The following is a 16,699-nucleotide window of genomic DNA, read 5'->3' as shown; positions in this document are numbered from 1 at the left end:
CCTTGGGGTCGACCTTTGCCACGACGTGTCGTGTCCCATGCCTCACGCCGCGTCAGCGAGCGACAAGCCTCCCGCCGGCTGCTGGCCTGCTCCTTCTGCAGCCGCCCATCCCCCCTGAACGCTTACCCGCGCCCGCCTCCACACCATCGTCTTCGAGGCCGATACCCCGGAGGGAAGGGACTTCGACGAAGCCCTCCTGTGGGCCATCCTGTTCAGAGTCATCGCGGTGATGATCCCCCAAGAGGAATCGGAGCCAGAGGAGAAGAGCCCGTCGTTTGCCGCGAGGGTGGAGGAGTCGAAGAAGGAGTGCACGCCACGATTGAACTGGGCGGGGCTGTTACGCAGGACGTGCGCCTGTGTGCGGTGTGGCGGCAGGAGTCGGGACTGGGCATACCTGACAACTCCCAGTGGGGTTAGCGCCCTCTGGAATACCAGGGACTGACCTCTGAGCCTGCGAAGCTGGCTACAGCACGCGGGCCTCCGCAGTTGGCAAGGTGTTAAGCCTCAAGCAGTCTCGCTGCTCCAGCTCCGCACCACTTCGCGCTCCACTGCACACACGCTGCTTGCCAATCCGACAGCTCATCCACCGCTCAGGATTGGAACTACACCCGATAGGGAGGTGCCCCCTTTGAACCAGACCTCAAATCCGGCCTCGTAGAGCGCCCACCGCGTGTGGGTGACCCAATAGTCCTTCTCGACGAGCGCCAGCGAGAGGTGACGCTTTTCGGCGACGATACGCAGGAGCGCGTCGAACTCCTCATCCTCGTGAACGAAACTCAATCGGCACGTGCCTTGAGCGCGGCGTAGACCACGTCCCGTGTGGACTTCGTCCCATAGCGCTGGGCCATCGCACGGAGGGTTTCCCGGTCGAAGGATTCATGTGCCATCGCACGTGTCAGCGCGCTTCCCAGTTCCGTACGAGAAGTGCCCGCCCGGTCGGCGTTCTCCAAGAGGTCCACCACGAACCACTCTCTTGGCGCGGGAGTAGGGAAGGCGACTCTTCGCAACTCGAAGCGGCGAGGGCCGAACTCGACGAAGCCGGAGCGCTTCGTGTTGTAGACCAGGGGCATCGTGAACACGGCTGTCGCGCCAAGCCCCAGCGCATTCCATCGCTCAGGGCCGGTGAAGACGAACGGGCTGTCATCGAGGAACGCCCTCATGAGCGCATCGTCTCCCGGCGGCACCACGCCGAACTTGCTCCGCTTGGGCGAGGTGAACAGCCCGCGTGCGAGCTGAACCAACTGCCCCTTCGCGACCAGTTGCTTGACGTACCTGGGCGGATTGGCGCTCCAAGGCTCGAAGTCCCGCGTGCGGTAGACCCGTCCTGCCTCGAGTGGTGGGAGCACCAGGGTGGCCATTGTATTGATTCTCCGCGAAAAACGTACAGACGCCGGCGTGCTATGGCAAGTCAAATCCAACCTATTGATATTGTTGGAGGTGGCTTGGCCGTCGTCCACGTGGACAGCATGCCGGGCGAAGGCTCCACCTTCACGGTGGATCTGGGCGCGGAGCGGGAAGACGACGCGGGCGAGCCGGCGCCTCTCTGAGGCCTTCGCTCAGAGGGAGGGCTGGAGGGGCTGCTCGGAGGTCACGAAGGAGGCCAGGGGCGAGGCGTCGGTCCGCTTCTCCCGCGCCTCCATGCGCTCGAACTCCAGCGAGTCATGCGCGCAGAACAACGTCACCTCTTCGCCGTGTGACTTCTTCAGCACGCGCAGCCGTCGCAGGTTGTGCCAGCGCTGGCGGCGGTCCTTCTGCATCAAGCGCTGATAGAGGTGCAGGCCCGGGGTGCAGCGGTAGCGGTCCGGGTCCATCTCACCGTGGAAGAAGTAGGCGTCTCCCGCGTGCAGCAGCCACCCGTCCTCGGAGCGCACCGCGACGCCCGCGTGTCCCAGCGTGTGTCCCGTCAGGGGCACCAGGAGGATTTCGGGAGGCAGCCCCTTCAAGTCCCGGACGCACTCGAAGCCGTACCAACGCTCGTTCGTGCCTCCGGTGGGGTACGTCACCCAGTGCGCCTCGTGAAGCCACTGCGCGGGGCGGTAGCGCTGGCGGTCCAGGGGAGACTTGCGGGCGGTGGCCGCGCGGTACTCGTCCGCCAGCAGGTGGACCCGGGCGTGCGGGAAGTCATCCAGCCCTCCGGCATGGTCGAAGTCCAGGTGGGTGAGGACGATGTCGCGCACGTCCTCCGCCTTGAAGCCCAGCCGCTCCACCTGCCGGATGGCCGTGGACCCCTCGTACAACTGGGGGCGACACAGCAGGTCCAGGAACAGGGGACTCTGCCGGGCATGCGGGTGGAGGACGTCCTCCAATCCAAAGCCCGTGTCGACCAGGATGAGCCCGTTCGCCGCCTCCACCAGCAGGCAATGACAGGTCAGGGCCGCGGGTCCGCGGAAGCCCCGGCGTCCGTCCATGAGCCGGCCTCCAGGCGGACACATCGTGGTGCAATTCAGATGGTGGATGCGCATGGCGACACGTTTCCTGGCGAGGAGCCACTCGGGTCCGTGTCACAAAGGTGGCATGTCCCACGAGGGCGAGGAGTCCCAGGCGTGCCTGACGAGGCTCGCTCGCCCGCCCGGGAGTCCTTCCAGTCCAAGGTCCCCGCAGGCACGAAGCCCGCGCGGCGCCCTGGATTACAGGCGCTCCAGCGTGTCGGCCGTGCGCTCCTCGCGGACGTTGCCCGTGTTGAGGGTGGTGGCCGGCTCGAAGAGGAGGACATGGACCTCCTCCTCCGCGACGGGCCGATGCTCCACGCCTCGCGGGATGATGATGAGCTCACCCGGCTCCACGTCGACGGTGCGCTCGCGCAGCTCCATGCGCAGCCGGCCGTGGAGGACGAGGAACAGCTCGTCCTCATTGTCGTGGTGGTGCCAGGTGAAGGGGCCCAGCAGCTTCGCCAGCCGGACGTGCTGGCCGTTCAGCTCACCAATGACTTTCGGAGACCAGTGCTCGGAGAAAAGGGCCAGCTTCTGGGCCAGGTTGACCTTGTCCACGGAGGGCGGTGCCACGTCGGTGCTCACCTCGTTGGTGGAGGCCTCTCCGGGGGCGGACTCGCCGCGGCGGCCGGAGTCCCAGCGGGGAGGGCGGGCGCTGCTGGCGATGGGGCTTCGGGGGGGCGCGCTCATCTCGTGGTGCTCTCCTGTCGGGACGCGGAAGTCCGCGAGCCACCATGCCCGAGGCCAGGGCCGGATGTCTGTCTTTTGATTCCCCCAGCGCCGCTCATGGACAACCGGGCGCGGGGTTGGGTCGACTACCCGACGAAGCGCGTCAGGCTTCAGTCTGGATAGAACATGGGGTCGCGGGTGGTGACGAACGAGGAGATGACGGAGGCCACCTCGTGCGGCAGTCCGGTGAACTGCACGCCCACGCCCGGCATCAGGTCCGGCATGCGGGGATTGGATTCGCGCACCCAGCGCACCACCCCCGTCACCTTGATGGGCCGGCCGCCCGGCAGCGTGAAGTCCAGCTCCACCTGCGTGCCGCGCGGCACCGCGTCCACCGTGGCGATGAAGACGCCGCCCTCGCTGATGTCCATCGAGAAGCCGGTGAAGAAGTTGGAGTCGCTGCGCATGTCGATGGACGTGTGCATCCGCACCCGCCCGTTGCGCCGGGCCTCCGCGCTGTCCGAGGCGCGCGTGGGGGCCGCGGGCGGCTGTCCCTGCGTCTTCACCGTGGCGGCGGCCTGGGCCTGCTCCGCCTGACGCGCGCGAGCAGCGGCTTCCTGGCGGGCCCGCGTCCTGGCCGCGGAGGACTCCACCTGCTGCTTCAGCGCGGCCTCCGCGTCCGCCACCGCGCGAGCCACCTGCGCGGTCTGCTCCTGTTGGATGCGCAGCGCGGCCTGCACCTCCGTCCCCATCCGCTTGCGAGCCTCCAGCGCCTTCTCGCGAGCCTCCAGTGCCTTCGCGCGCGCGGCCTCCACGTCCAGCGAGGGCACGCGAGCGGCCTGGAGCCTGGCCGCCTGCTCACCCACCTGCGGGTCGGCGTCCGGTTCCTGGTGGGCCCGGGCCAGCGCGGCGCGCACGCCGTCCAGTCGGGAGGTGAGGGCGGCGGTGTCGGCGAGGGCGCGCGTCACCTGCTCCGCGAGGCGGGACTCCTGGGCGGACAGCTCGCTCTCGGCGCGAGCCAGCTCGGCCTCACGGGGGCCCGACGGGGGGACGCGGGCGGCAGGGGGCGGCGAGGTCATTCTTGGGACTCCAGAGGGGCGCCACTGTAGCAGGCTCCCCGGGAAGTCCACGCCCCACTCGCGGGTGGGTCAATCCGCGCCCTTGATGCAGGCCACGGGCTTGAGGCGCTTGGCGATGCGGGCGAGCCCCGCCATCTCCACCGTCTCCAGCACGTCATCCAGGTTCTTGTAGCAGGGGCCGGACTCGTCGAGCGGCGTCTGCCGGGTGTTGAGGATGATGCCGGACTCCGCCATGCGCGCGTCGGTGGCGCCCTGATTCAGCACGCGTCGGGCCTCGCCTCGGGACAGGCGCCGGCCGGAGCCGTGGTTCACCGAGTAGATGGACTTGGACGCGCCCTCTTCGGCGAACAGGATGGCGCTGCCGGTCTCCATGGAGCCCGGAATCAGGATGGGGTGGCCGGTGCCCTCCCACGTGGTGCGCTTGAGCGCGGGGTGGCCCGCGGGGAACGCGCGCGTGGCGCCCTTGCGGGCGACGAACTTCCCGGCCTCCTTCTGGATGAGGTTGTGGGAAATTTCGTAATAGACGCTCGCGGTGCCGCCGAAGACGTCCTCCAGCGCGGCGCACACGGCCTCACCGATGATGAGCCGGTTGGCCACGGCGAAGTTGGCCGCCATGTTGTGCAGGTTCCAGTACTCGCGGCCCATGGGGCTGTCGGCGTCGAGCCAGACGAAGTCCTCGCTGCGGCTCTTGAGGCCCAACTGGGCGGCGCCCTTGACGAAGAACGTCTTGGCGATGTTCCACCCGAAGCCCCGGCTGCCGGTGTGGAGCATCACCCAGACGCGGCCCGCTTCATCCACCTGCATCTCGGTGAAGTGGTTGCCGCCGCCCAGGCTGCCCAGCTGGCCGCGCTTCTCATAGGCCCGATCGGGGATGTCCACCCGGTCGTCCTCCACGGGGATGAAGTCGCGCTCGGTGACGGCGGAGCCCCGGCCCAGGGCCTTGGCGCCGTGACGTACGACTTCCGCGAAGGCGCGGTCGGACACCTTGCGCTGCTGCTGCACGCGACTGGCGCCCACGCCCACGGCGATGCGGCGGGTGACCTGGTCGATCCACTGGCGGCGCTTCGCGGGGTCCGCCACGTCCTCCGCGGTGAGGGAGGTCTGCAACTGCACCATGCCGCAGCCGATGTCGTAGCCGGCGGCGGTGGGCAGGAGGATGCCGTCCGTCTCCACCACGGTGCCGATGGGGACGCCGTACCCCACGTGACAGTCGGGGGTGACGGCGACGCGGGTGACGCCGGGGAAGGACGCGGCGTTGACCACCTGGTCGAAGACGGCGTCCTCCAGGCCGGGCAGCTCGGGGCCCTCGCCCCAGAGGAGCTTGTCGGACAGGAACAGGTCCGCGTCGACCTTCATGCTCTTGGTCTTCGGAAGGACGTAGTGGCCCTCCGCCGTCTTCTCCAACCGCTGCTTCCAGCTCATGGCATTGCCTCCCCTGACGCCCCTGGACAGGGGTGAACACGCGCGAGGGACGGGAGCGTCCGAAAGAAGCTGACTCTGGCGCCCGGGTTCGCCCGGGGTTTCGAGGATGCTGGGAGAGCGGGCGGGAAAGCGAGCGAATTTCCGGGGTTTTCCCTCGGAGAACGGGGCAGGGCGCAAGGGCGCGACGCGGTGCGTGGGTGGTGCCTGCCCCGGACCTGGGGACGACGACGGAGGGCGGGTGTTGTTGCCGTCTCGACGTCGCCGCCGCATCCTCGTGGTGGCCCCGAGGCCTGACGCGCACACCCGGACGGTCGACCGAAAGTCGGCTCGCGTGCGAAGCGCGGGAATTGGATCGGCCAAGGACTTGCCGCATTCCGGCTCCAGGCCCATCCATCACCTATCCAGGCAGGGGGTGGGCGATGGGTTTCCTCGGTGGGATGTTCCTGGCGGTTGCGTTGCAGGCGGTGCCGGCGGATTCGTTGGCGGGGCCGGTGTTCAATCCGTCGATCTGCGCGAAGAAGCGGGTTGACGCGTGCGGTTGTCACCACGTGTATGGGATTCGGCACTGCCATCCCAACCGCAAGGGCGGGCACTGCGAGGCGCCGGTGAAGGCGCAGATGCCGGAGGAGAAGGCGGCGGAGGCCCCGGTGCTGGAGAGCCGCGAGCCGGAGCCGGCGAAGACGGCGGAGCAGGAGAAGGCCGCACAGCCTCCGGCGACGCACGAGAAGAAGCGCTTCGACCCGAAGAAGTCCGTGCCGATGTAGTCCGCGCGCGGCGCGTGTCCTGGTGTGAAGCCTGAAGGCTGGAGGCGCCCCCGTTTCGCGGAGGCGCTCCGCCAGGCGCGTGTCAGCGACGGTGGGCGAGGATGCGCAGGCCCACGGGCTGGAGCGCGCGCTCCTTCAGATGACGTTGCTCGACGGTGAGCAGGTGCTCGGCCACACGTTCACCGGAGACGGTGTCGTCGTGGGCCTCGGTGACGCCTCTCCCCAGATATCGGAACAGATAGGGCCCGCGCGTCACCTCGGAGACGTCGAAGCCTCCTGCGTCGAGCGCGGCGAGCATCGCGGCTCTGGTGTGGAGTGGCTCGTCATGGTGCTCGTGCTCGTGGTGCCAGCGCTCCAGGGGTGGCTCGGAAGCGGCGCCGTGGACGGCGTCGGTGGGGAAGCGTCCGGCGACGGCGAGCAGGTCCTGGGCGTCGTAGTACCAGCGCGCGGTGGCCTCGTCCGGGGCGGCCAGGTCGAAGTCATCGACGACGAGCAGGCCCCCTGGAACGAGCAGTTCGTGCAGTCGCGCCACGCATGCCTCGAGCGGCGTGAGGTGGTGGAGGACGGTCACCGCGAGGACGGCATCGAAGGGCTGTGCCGAGGTGAAGCGCAGCAGGTCCACCTGCTCGAAGCGCACGAGCGCTGGGCGCGGGGTGTCGCGCAGGCGCGTGTCGATGGCGACGACGTCATGGCCCGCGGAGGCGAGCAGGCCCGCGAGCGAGCCATCACCGCAGCCCACCTCCAGGACCCGGCGGCGGCTGGAGAGGGAGTGCGCGACGAAGGCGAGCGTCTCTCGAAGGGAGATGGGCGTCATGGGAGGGACGCCCATCGTGGTCGGAGGGCGTGGCGCGGGGCAAGTCCCGGGGCCGGGACTCACCGCTGACGTGGGCGCACCGCGCGGTTGCGAGCGTACGGCCTCGGCGAGCCACGAGAGGCAAGCGCGGAGGAACGCGTGCACGGTCCACGAGACACGCGGATCCGTTGTCGCCGACATGGATGAGGGAGTCCCGCGTTCGTCAGTGCGCGATGAGCAGGGAGCTGTCCTCGATGGAGGCCACGGGTGCAGGTGAGGACACGTCGCGAGCGGGCATGGGCAGCGTCTCCATGCGGCTCAAGGACAACGGACCCTCCGCGCGGATGATGACCCAGTGAGACTGCGGCGAGGCTCTCAGGGCCACGGTGTTGGGGTTCAGCCACCGAAGCTCCGGCCGATAGGCCGCCACGGGAGTCACCGTCACGGGAGCGCCCGTGGTCCAGAGACTCGCGCTCACCTGCACCTTGGGCAGCTCGTGAGGAACGGGAGCCCCCGCGCTCGCGGTGGCGTGCAGTGCCTGGGCGGGCGCCATGGGCACGCTCGGCCATGGAGTCGCGTGGGTCTGCTCCGGAACCAGTGTCCCCTTCACCACGGGAAGGGACACTGTACGCGGCGCTTCCACCTGTCGTGGCGCGACAGCACCGCGAGGCGGAAACGAGCTCGGCATCGCTGGCGCGGAGGGCACGGGTGCCCGAGTCACGGGCCCAGGTGGCTTCACCTGCACCGGCGCGATGGCCGGCGCGGAGGGCAGCGGCCCGGACACACGCGTCTCTTCCGCCGCGCGCAGCACGAACGGTGGAGGCGGGGGCGGCGGAGTCTTCACTCGGGCTTCCATGTGCGGAGCCACCGCCACCGGAGCCTCGCTCACCGTGACGTGACTGTAGAGTCGCTCGTCCTCCAGCGCCGTCGAGGGCGGCAGCGTCGCCTGTCCCATGCGCGTGAAGTCAGAGAGGAGCACGGGGTCCCTCGGGTCCAGCTCCAGCGCCGCGCGAAGGGACGCGCGAGCCCGAGCCTCACAGCCCTGCGCGAGCAGCAGCTCCGCCGCCGTGCGATACGACGCGATGGCGGCCTGCCTGTCTCCCGCGCGACGACAGATTTCCGCGTGACGCACGCGCGCGTTCGGGTCCTTGGGCACCATGCGGAGGATGCGCGAATGCACCTCCGCGCATTCGGCGTACCGCCCCTGGACGAACAACACCTGCGCGGCTTCCTTCAACGCTCTCAACTGGGCCTGTGCGCGCTCGCTCATCGTCCTGTCCTCCGGAACGGATGCCCTGCGGGGGAAAGCAGGGGACATGCCGAGGCACGCGTGTCTGCATGAACGGTCCACTGCCCACCGGCGGCACTGGTCCATGGCGTGAAAGCGCGTCTTCGGGCGACCATCCTCCGCGGACTCCAGGGTGAGGCGACCCGCGCACCCAGGCTCGCGACGTAAGGGGGACCCTGTAGAAAAGGAGCCCCGCGCTGTAACAATGAAAGCCTGCTTCCATCCGCCAGGGCCCGTCGGACGTGTCGGCCGGCCCACTATTTCGCGGTGTGCGTGCGACATCCGGTGGCGGCGGGTGTCACCGAAGTAAGGCGCGACGAACGTGCCTCGACTCACTCATGGAAGGGACACACCCCATGCGGAACGGACTGGTGGGACTCTCGCTGATGGCGCTGGCGCTGGTGGGCACGAGCGCGGCGGCGGAGGAGCGCATCGAACTCAAGGCGGGGGAGCAGCGCGTGCTCGACCTGCAGGACCTGACGCGGCTGGCGTTGGGGGACCCAGAGACAGCGGACGTGAAGACGCTCGGCAAGGGGAAGATTGAAGTCACCGGCAAGGCGGCGGGCACCACGACGCTGCTGGTGTGGAAGCGCAACGGTGAGCGACTGGCGTACTCCGTCGTGGTGACGGAAGGCGCGGCGAAGAAGAAATAGGCCGCGCTCACGCAAGCAAGCCCGCATGTCGACGGTGGACAGGCGGGCTCCGCACTCACCACGGGCCTGTGACTACAGCGCGGGCCAGGGAGACAATTTCTCCAGCTCGTACTTCCCGAGCAGGGCGTGCGTCTCGCGCGCGGCGGCTTCGACCTCTTCGCGGGTGAGTCCCTTGGGCAGCGTGGAGATGACCGTGGGGAACGCCCCGTCGAACACGAGCAGGTTCTCCAGCTCCAGCGCGTCGTTCCGCAGGTCGTAGAGCTCCCACTGGTCGGCGTACTCACCAGAAGGGTCCCACGTCCTCGCCAGCTTCCAGCGCGGCGTGCGCACGCACCGGACGTGGTTCGGCTGGCACACCGCGCCGGGCTTGAGCTCCGGCACCTTCCCCGCCTTCGTGGTGCCTTCGCGCAGGGCGTCGACTGCACGCGAGAACACGTTGAACAGCGCGTCGTCGTGCGCCTGGTGCGGGTCGCCGGTGTGCGGCAGCGTCTGCGTAATCTCGTCATCGGTGATGAAGAGCACTCCGGCGCGCGGCGTCCCGTCCGGCTCCGTCACGGTGGTGGTCTCCCCGCGCGCCAGCGGGCTCAGGTCCGCGCCGACGAAGGGAGGCACCGGGCGGTGCAGCCGCAAGTCGGTGCGAATCGCGTCGAGCGCGACGCCTTCGATGCCCGCGAGCCCCAGGAGCGTGGGCAGCACGTCCACGTGGCTGCTGAGCGCTTCAATCTGCCGCGTCGTCGGCGCGACGTCCTTCTTCGGAGGGAACTGGACGACGAGGGGCACGTGCAGCGCCTCTTGATAGGCGGTGTGCCACTTCTCCATCAGGTAGCCGTGCGCGCCGGCGTACTCACCGTGGTCGGAGAGGAACATCACGAGGGTGCTCTCGCGCAGGCCGCTCTCGTCCAGCGTCTTCAGCACCTGGGCGATGTGCGCGTCCACCACGTGGATGAGCCACGTGTAGTACTGCACGAAGCGCAGGGTGGACACATCCGGGGCGGCCGTGAGCTGGAAGGGGATGCCCGAGTTGAGGGTGACGCTGACGGCGTCGATGTTCTCGTTCGCCTGATGCAGGACGAGCCCCGTCTTGGCCGCGAGCGCCAGGCCCATCTTGTACGCGTAGTCGCGCTGACAGCTCGGCTTGTTGACGAGCGAGTCGTGCACGTTGGGAGGCAGGTGCGCGTTCTCCTGCGGAAAGTCCTGGGGGTTGAGGAGGATGGAGAGGCTGCCCGCGACGGGCGTCACGGAGCGCGCTGTCTGGGACGGCACGTGCAGCGGACCCAGCGGGCGCGACTCGGAGTCCAGCTGCCGGGGCAGGATGGGATACGTCGCGATGTCGTGGGGATTGGTGAAGGACGCGACGGCGAGCCACGGCTGCGGCTCGGTGGAGGGCCCGGCGGCGAGCGGCGCCGAATAGGACTGCTGGGCGAGCGCGCGGTTGTAGGGCTGACCCAGCGCCATCCTGCGCAGGAACGTGCAGGCGAGGTCCGCGAAGCCCATGTCGCGGAACGTCCCCAGGTTGTTGACGGAGGAGCCATGCGGCTCCGGATAGGACAGCTCCCAGTCATCGAAGCCGTACTGCTTCAGCGAGTGGTCCGGCGGATTGCTGACGTGCCACTTGCCGAAATAGTGCGTGTGGTAGCCGGCCTTCTGGAACCAGTGTCCGATGGTGGGAATCCCGTCGGGCTCCAACCAGGGGAACGCCGCGGCGTCGCCGCTCTTGAACAGGCCATCCGTCTGCGTGACGCCGGTGCGCGTGCCGTACTGGCCCGTGTAGATGGCGGCGCGGCTGGGGATGCAGGCCGACGTCGCGATGGTGTGGTTGCGAAAGACGGCGGCGTTCGTCCGCAGCGCGGTGAAGCCGGGGAAGAACTTCTGGTAGGGATTGTCGTCCCCGCCCTCGTCGATGAAGCCGAGGATGTCCTTGATGCCCGGCAGGAACCCACCCTCGGGGCCGTAGGCGAACCGGGGGAACATGAGCTGATCCACCGTCAGCAGGAGGATGTTGGGACGCGAGGCTTCGGGCATGGGGCCAGGGCTCCGGAATGAGGCGGGGAGGGGGGCCGGAGACTGCACCCACCGTGCCCACGGTCCCCTCCGCCCGATGCCCTGCGTCCTGGCGCCTGCCCACGATGTCACGCGTAACGGGGGAACGCGGGTGCGTTCACCCCGGACGCGCTTTGGGAGCTCAGCGCCCGCGCGGAGCCTGTCGCGCCTGTCGCGGCGTCTCCTGGCCCAGCAGCCGATACGCGCTCAGCCGGTGTTGCTGGAGCTGGGGCAGCAGGTTGTCGAGCAGCGCCTTCAGCGCGGTGTTGTCGGCGAACTGCTGTTGCCCGGCCATCACCTTGGCGATGTCCACGTCATGGTCACCCACCATGGCGGCCAGGTAGGCGCGGTCGAACGAGGGGCCCTGGAGCGCCTGCAGCTTCTCCATCGTCGCGTGCTCCGCGCTCTGCATCGTCTTGGCGAGTGACGAGTCCGCCTTCGGCTCACCCAGCTGGAGCTGCTTCGTCTTCGCGTACGCGAGCAGGTTCTCATCCGCCTTTCCGTGCTCGCGCTCCATGCGGGCGCCGAAGTCCTTCACGGCCTGGGAGGTGCCGTTCGTCTGCGCCAGCTTCCCCATCCGCACCTCCATCTGGTTGGCGTGGTGCAGCTCCTCCAGGAAGGCCTTCTCCTCGGTGGGGATGGGCAGCAGGCCGTCCTTCATCCACTTCGAGGCCTGCGCGTCGGGCTGGCCGGAGCCGCCCGTGCCGGGCCAGGCGCTCGGGTCCTTCTGGATGTCCTCGGCGTGGTCGATGGCCTCGCCCTCGCCCATGCGAATCATGCCCTGGCTGTCGCCGGTGCCGTCGCCCTGGGTCGTCGGCGTGTCCGAAGCCTTCGCGCCCTGATTGTCCTGTGCTCCCGCGGCGCCGCCCAGCACGAGCGCGCCCATCAGCAGCCAACTGTTCCATCGCATCATCGCCAGCCTCCCGGGTGTGAACGTCCCGGTGACAAGGTGGCGATGGCGAAACACCCATGACCAGGGAACACCAGGGGAGCGGACGGGGGCTCCGTCCCCGGTTGCCACCCGACGACGTCAGGGCTCCGCGAGCAGGAACAGCGCGTGGGCGCTGGCGATGGGGCGGGTGCGGTCGTCCTGCCAGGCCTCGACGCGGACGTTGGCCACGCGGCGGCCCTGGCGGGTGATGAAGGCGCGCGCGAAGGTGTCCTGCGCCTTGCCCGAGCGCAGGAAGTCCACCGTGAGGGAGATGACCTTGGGCACGCGCGGCGTCTCCGCCTGGAGCAGCAGCTCGAAGATGGCGGAGGACTCCAGCAGCGCGCCCAGCGTGCCGCCGTGCAGCGCGGGGATGAAGCTGTTGCCGATGAGCTTGGGCGTGTAGCGCATCCGGCAGAGCATCTCCCCGGCCAGGTTCTCCACGCCGATGCCCATGAAGCGCGTGTAGGGGATGGCGTCGGTGAGCTGGCCGTACTCGCGCGTCTTGCGCACGTGGTGCACCAGCTCGGCCAGGGCGGAAGGGGACTTGGCGTCGCTCATGTCATTCCTCCAGCCGCATGAAGGTGCCCTGTGCTGAGGCCACCGGGTTGCTCTTGTCGCCCTGGTGCACAAGCGCGCGGACGAAGGCGATTTGTCGCGTGCTGCGGTAGCACTCGGCCACGGCGATGAGGGGGACGTGGGGGCGTGCGGGGCGCAGGTAGTCGATGCGCAAGTCCAGCGTGACGAGCGGTTGGATGCGATTCAGCTTGAGGATGACGGCGGAGCCGCAGGCCGCGTCGATGAGCGTCGTCACGGCGCCGCCGGCGATGACGCCCGTCTCCGGGTTGCCGACGAGGAAGTCCGCGTAGGGCAGCTCCACGGTGGCCTCGGCGTCGCCGATGTCCAGGAGCTTCAGGCCCAGGGCGTGGTTGTGGGGGACGATGTCCGAGTAGAACAGGGCGCAGCGTTCCAGCCGCCCTGCCTTGTCTTCGGGAAGGGTGAAGTCCGACATGGGGAGCGGATAACAGAATCACGTCCGGATGGCGCGTGACGTTTCGCGTCGAGCCTTTGTCGGCCGCTCAGGAAGAGGCCTGCCCGCTCCCCTGTTCACGCGCGCCGAGCCTGTCGTCCCCGGGCCGGGTAGTCTCTCCGCCCCGCACGGCCGTGTCTCGCGCAGTCCCCCATCACGAGGACCTCCGGTGAAACGACTGACTTCCGCTCTCTGCGTCGCCCTGCTGGTACCGGGCACGCTCTTCGCCGCGCAGCCCGCGGCGACTCCTCCTCCCGCCGCCCGGCAGGACCCGCTGCCTGCTCCCCCGAAGAAGGACGAGGCCGCGCGCGAAGCCGGCCGCGCCGTGGAGGTGGACCCCAACGCCCCGTCCGCCGAGGCGAGCGCCAAGGAGGACAAGGAGAAGGACGCCTGGAAGGTGGACGCTCCGGGGTTCCCCGCGAAGCAGGTGGATATCGACGTCACCGAGGGGACGTGGATGAACGTGGATGTGAGCCCGAGCGGGGACGAGCTCGTCTTCGACCTCCTGGGCGACATCTACGTGTTGCCGCTGGCGGGAGGCGAGGCGCGCGCGCTGACCTCCGGTGTCGCGTGGGACATGCAGCCGCGCTTCAGTCCGGACGGCAAGTCCATCGCCTTCACCAGTGACAGGGGCGGCGGCGACAACCTCTGGGTGATGAAGCGGGATGGCTCGGATGCGAAGGCGGTGACGCAGGAGAAGTTCCGCCTGCTCAACAGCCCCGCGTGGAGTCCGGACGGACAGTTCCTCATCGCGCGCAAGCACTTCACCTCGCGGCGCTCGCTGGGCGCGGGTGAGGTGTGGATGTATCACCGCTCCGGCGGCGAGGGCGTGCAGCTCACCGAGCGCGCCAACGAGCAGAAGGATTTGGGCGAGCCCGTCTTCTCTCCCGACGGCCGCTACATCTACTTCAGCCAGGACGTCACGCCGGGCAAGACGTTCGAATACAACAAGGACCCCAACGGCGAGATCTACGCCATCCAGCGGTTGGATGTGGAGACGAAGGAGATAGACCCCTTCGTCACCGGGCCGGGTGGCTCCATCCGTCCGACGCCGTCGCGGGACGGCAAGCAGCTCGCGTTCATCCGCCGCGTGCGGACGAAGTCGGTGCTCTACGTCACGGACGTGGCCTCCGGCGCGGAGCGTCCGCTGTATGAGGGGCTGGACAGGGACATGCAGGAGACGTGGGCCATCCACGGCGTGTACCCGACGCTGGCGTGGACGCGGGACGACAAGGCGATTGTCTTCTGGGCGGGCGGCAAGCTCCAGCGCATCGACGTGGCGACGAAGAAGGTGACGCCCATTCCCTTCCACGTGAAGGGCACGCGGACGATTTTCGAGGCGGTGCGCTCGCCGCAGGCGGTGGCGCCGGAGCGCTTCGCCACGAAGATGCTGCGCTGGGTGCAGGTGTCACCGAAGGGCGACCGCGTGGTGTTCCAGTCGCTGGGCAAGCTCTACGTGAAGGAGCTGCCGGGTGGCGCGCCGAAGCGGCTGACGAAGCAGGAGGACCACCTGGAGTTCTACCCGTCGTTCTCCCGTGACGGACGCTCCATCGTCTACACGACGTGGGACGACGAGAAGCTGGGCGCCATCCGCGTGGTGTCCGCGACGGGCGGCGAGGGCAAGGTGCTGACGTCGAAGCCGGGCTACTACGTGGAGCCCGCGCTGAGCCCGGATGGGAAGTCGCTGGTGTACCGCGCGACGGGGGATGGCTACCTGATGCCCGGGCAGTGGAGCCGGGAGACGGGCCTCTTCGTGCAGTCCGCGTCGGGAGGCACGCCGCGCAGGCTGGCGCGCGACGGTGAGCAGCCGCACTTCGGCGCGCGCTCGGACCGCGTGTACTTCCTGCACGTGGAGCACAAGGAGAAGGAGGACGTGCGCTCCTTGAAGAGCGTGGGTCTGGATGGGGGCGAGGAGCGCTCGCACCTGTCGAGCGCGGAGGCGACGGAGCTGCGCGTATCACCGGACGAGCGGTGGGTGGCGTTCCGGGAGAACTTCAACGCCTTCATCACGCCATTCCCCAAGGGCGCGAAGGCGGCGACGGTGGGTCCCGAGGCGAAGGCGCTGCCGGTGGCGAAGGTGAGCCGCGACGCGGGTGAGTACCTGCATTGGTCCGGAGACAGCAAGGGCCTGCACTGGGCGCTGGGGCCCGAGCTCTTCACGCGGGCGCTGAATCAGTCCTTCACCTTCGTGGAGGGTGCGCCGGAGAAGCTGCCGGCGGTGCCGGAGAAGGGCGTGGACCTGTCGTTCCAGGTGAAGGCGGACGTGCCGGAGGGCACGGTGGCGCTGGTGGGCGGGCGGGTCATCACGATGAAGGGTGATGAAGTGCTGGAGCAGGGCGTGGTGGTGGTGCGAGGCAACCGCATCGTCGCGGTGGGGCCCGTGGGCAAGGTGCAGGTGCCCGCGGGGGCGAAGGTCATCGACGTGAAGGGCAAGACGCTGATGCCGGGCCTGGTGGATGTGCATTGGCACGGAGCCATGGGCGTGGAAGGGCTGATGCCGGAGCAGAGCTGGGTGCAGGCGGCGTCGCTGGCCTTCGGTGTGACGACGCTGCATGACCCGTCGAACTCGTCGGAGGAGGTGTTCGCGGCGAGCGAGCTGGGGCGCGCGGGAGGGCTGTTGTCTCCGCGCATCTTCTCCACGGGGACGATTCTGTATGGCGCGGCGGGCGCGGGCTATCGGACGCCGATTGAGACGCTGGACGATGCGCGCTCGCACCTGCGGCGGATGAAGGCGATGGGGGCCTTCAGCGTGAAGAGCTACAACCAGCCTCGCCGCGACCAGCGGCAGAAGGTGCTCCAGGCGGCGCGGGAGCTGAACATGCTGGTGGTGCCGGAGGGCGGCTCGCTGCTCCAGCACAACCTGTCCATGGTGGTGGATGGGCACACGGGCGTGGAGCACGCGATTCCGGTGGCGCGCATCTACGCGGACGTGAAGCAGCTCTGGGGCAAGAGCGGCACGGGCTACACGCCGACGCTGGGCGTGGCGTACGGCGGCAACTGGGGTGAGAACTACTGGTATCAGAAGACGAACGTCTGGCAGGACGAGCGGCTGTTGTCCTTCGTGCCTCGGCGGGTGGTGGACTCGCGCAGCCGCCGGCGGACGATGGTGCCGGACGATGAGCTGAACCACCTGGATGCGGCGAGGACGGCGCGCGAGCTGAACGACGCGGGCGTGAGCGTGCAGCTCGGCGCGCATGGACAGCGCGAGGGCCTGGCGGCGCACTGGGAGCTGTCGATGTTCGGCCAGGGCGGGATGAAGCCCTTGCAGGCGCTGCGCGCGGGGACGCTGGGTGGCGCGCGCTACCTGGGCATGGATGGAGAGATTGGCTCGCTGGAGGAGGGGAAGCTGGCGGACCTCATCGTGTTGGACAAGAACCCGCTGGAGGACCTGATGAACAGCCGCGCGGTGCGCTTCACCATGGTGAACGGGCGGCTGTTCGACGCGGCCACGCTCAACGAGGTGGGGACGCGGCAGCGCCAGCGCGCGAAGTTCTTCTTCGAGAAGGACGGCAACGAGGGCTGGAGCCCCAAGGCCACCGCGCACACGCATACGCACGAGTGCGATTGAGCGTCAGCTGACGTGACGCAGGCTCCGGGGGCGTGT

The 16,699-nt window shown here is 68.9% G+C and carries 15 protein-coding genes; 3 read left to right on the top strand and 12 right to left on the bottom strand.

Annotation, left to right across the window (positions count from 1 at the left end):
• Positions 1–579 precede the first annotated feature (579 nt).
• From LZ199_RS25375 to LZ199_RS25350, 6 genes are all read right to left on the bottom strand, one after another.
• On the bottom strand, positions 580–780 hold the full coding sequence (locus tag LZ199_RS25375; protein ID WP_253996327.1) for a hypothetical protein: 201 nt from the start codon (positions 778–780) through the stop codon (positions 580–582).
• Positions 777–1,358, bottom strand: a complete 582-nt coding sequence (locus LZ199_RS25370; RefSeq protein ID WP_253996326.1) for a hypothetical protein — start codon at positions 1,356–1,358, stop codon at positions 777–779. Before LZ199_RS25370 ends, LZ199_RS25375 begins: the two co-directional genes overlap by 4 nt.
• 198 nt (positions 1,359–1,556) lie before the next feature.
• Positions 1,557–2,462 (bottom strand): MBL fold metallo-hydrolase, encoded by a 906-nt coding sequence (locus LZ199_RS25365; protein WP_253996325.1) that lies wholly within the window; start codon positions 2,460–2,462, stop codon positions 1,557–1,559.
• 165 nt (positions 2,463–2,627) lie between these two features.
• On the bottom strand, positions 2,628–3,119 hold the full coding sequence (locus tag LZ199_RS25360) for a cupin domain-containing protein (protein WP_253996324.1): 492 nt from the start codon (positions 3,117–3,119) through the stop codon (positions 2,628–2,630).
• Between the two features lie 149 nt (positions 3,120–3,268).
• Positions 3,269–4,177, bottom strand: coding sequence for a TIGR02266 family protein (locus LZ199_RS25355; protein ID WP_253996323.1), 909 nt, complete (start codon positions 4,175–4,177; stop codon positions 3,269–3,271).
• A gap of 69 nt (positions 4,178–4,246) precedes the next feature.
• Entirely contained in the window at positions 4,247–5,599 is a 1,353-nt protein-coding gene (locus tag LZ199_RS25350) for an RtcB family protein (protein ID WP_253996322.1), read from the bottom strand.
• A gap of 419 nt (positions 5,600–6,018) precedes the next feature.
• On the opposite strand from LZ199_RS25350, the gene LZ199_RS25345 reads away from it, so the two are divergent.
• Positions 6,019–6,363, top strand: coding sequence for a hypothetical protein (locus LZ199_RS25345; protein ID WP_253996321.1), 345 nt, complete (start codon positions 6,019–6,021; stop codon positions 6,361–6,363).
• A gap of 82 nt (positions 6,364–6,445) precedes the next feature.
• On the opposite strand, the gene LZ199_RS25340 is transcribed toward LZ199_RS25345, so the two are convergent.
• Together LZ199_RS25340 and LZ199_RS25335 are read right to left on the bottom strand one after the other, a co-directional pair.
• Positions 6,446–7,177 carry a class I SAM-dependent methyltransferase gene (locus tag LZ199_RS25340; RefSeq protein WP_253996320.1) on the bottom strand — a complete coding sequence of 244 codons (732 nt, stop codon included), beginning with the start codon at positions 7,175–7,177 and terminating at the stop codon, positions 6,446–6,448.
• Between the two features lie 202 nt (positions 7,178–7,379).
• Positions 7,380–8,426, bottom strand: a complete 1,047-nt coding sequence (locus tag LZ199_RS25335) for a tetratricopeptide repeat protein (protein ID WP_253996319.1) — start codon at positions 8,424–8,426, stop codon at positions 7,380–7,382.
• Between the two features lie 374 nt (positions 8,427–8,800).
• Between LZ199_RS25335 and LZ199_RS25330 the strand changes: the two genes are divergently transcribed.
• The gene (locus LZ199_RS25330; protein ID WP_253996318.1) at positions 8,801–9,097 is read left to right on the top strand and encodes a pilus assembly protein N-terminal domain-containing protein; all 297 of its coding nucleotides are present in this window, start codon (positions 8,801–8,803) and stop codon (positions 9,095–9,097) included.
• 72 nt (positions 9,098–9,169) lie between these two features.
• Here LZ199_RS25330 and LZ199_RS25325 read toward each other — a convergent pair whose 3' ends face one another.
• From LZ199_RS25325 to LZ199_RS25310, 4 genes are all read right to left on the bottom strand, one after another.
• Positions 9,170–11,119, bottom strand: coding sequence for a sulfatase-like hydrolase/transferase (locus LZ199_RS25325; RefSeq protein WP_253996317.1), 1,950 nt, complete (start codon positions 11,117–11,119; stop codon positions 9,170–9,172).
• 160 nt (positions 11,120–11,279) lie between these two features.
• Positions 11,280–12,050: a DUF4142 domain-containing protein gene (locus LZ199_RS25320; protein WP_253996316.1), complete on the bottom strand. Its 771-nt coding sequence runs from the start codon at positions 12,048–12,050 to the stop codon at positions 11,280–11,282.
• Between the two features lie 117 nt (positions 12,051–12,167).
• A complete protein-coding gene (locus LZ199_RS25315; protein ID WP_253996315.1) occupies positions 12,168–12,626 on the bottom strand; it encodes a PaaI family thioesterase in 459 nt (152 codons plus the stop codon).
• A gap of 1 nt (position 12,627) precedes the next feature.
• Positions 12,628–13,077, bottom strand: coding sequence for a PaaI family thioesterase (locus tag LZ199_RS25310; protein WP_253996314.1), 450 nt, complete (start codon positions 13,075–13,077; stop codon positions 12,628–12,630).
• 187 nt (positions 13,078–13,264) lie between these two features.
• Here LZ199_RS25310 and LZ199_RS25305 point away from each other — a divergent pair, with 187 nt between their 5' ends.
• On the top strand, positions 13,265–16,663 hold the full coding sequence (locus LZ199_RS25305) for an amidohydrolase family protein (RefSeq protein WP_253996313.1): 3,399 nt from the start codon (positions 13,265–13,267) through the stop codon (positions 16,661–16,663).
• Positions 16,664–16,699: the final 36 nt, after the last annotated feature.

Source organism: Myxococcus qinghaiensis (assembly GCF_024198215.1).
Lineage (GTDB): Bacteria > Myxococcota > Myxococcia > Myxococcales > Myxococcaceae > Myxococcus > Myxococcus qinghaiensis.
This window is presented reverse-complemented; position numbering and strand designations above follow the sequence as displayed.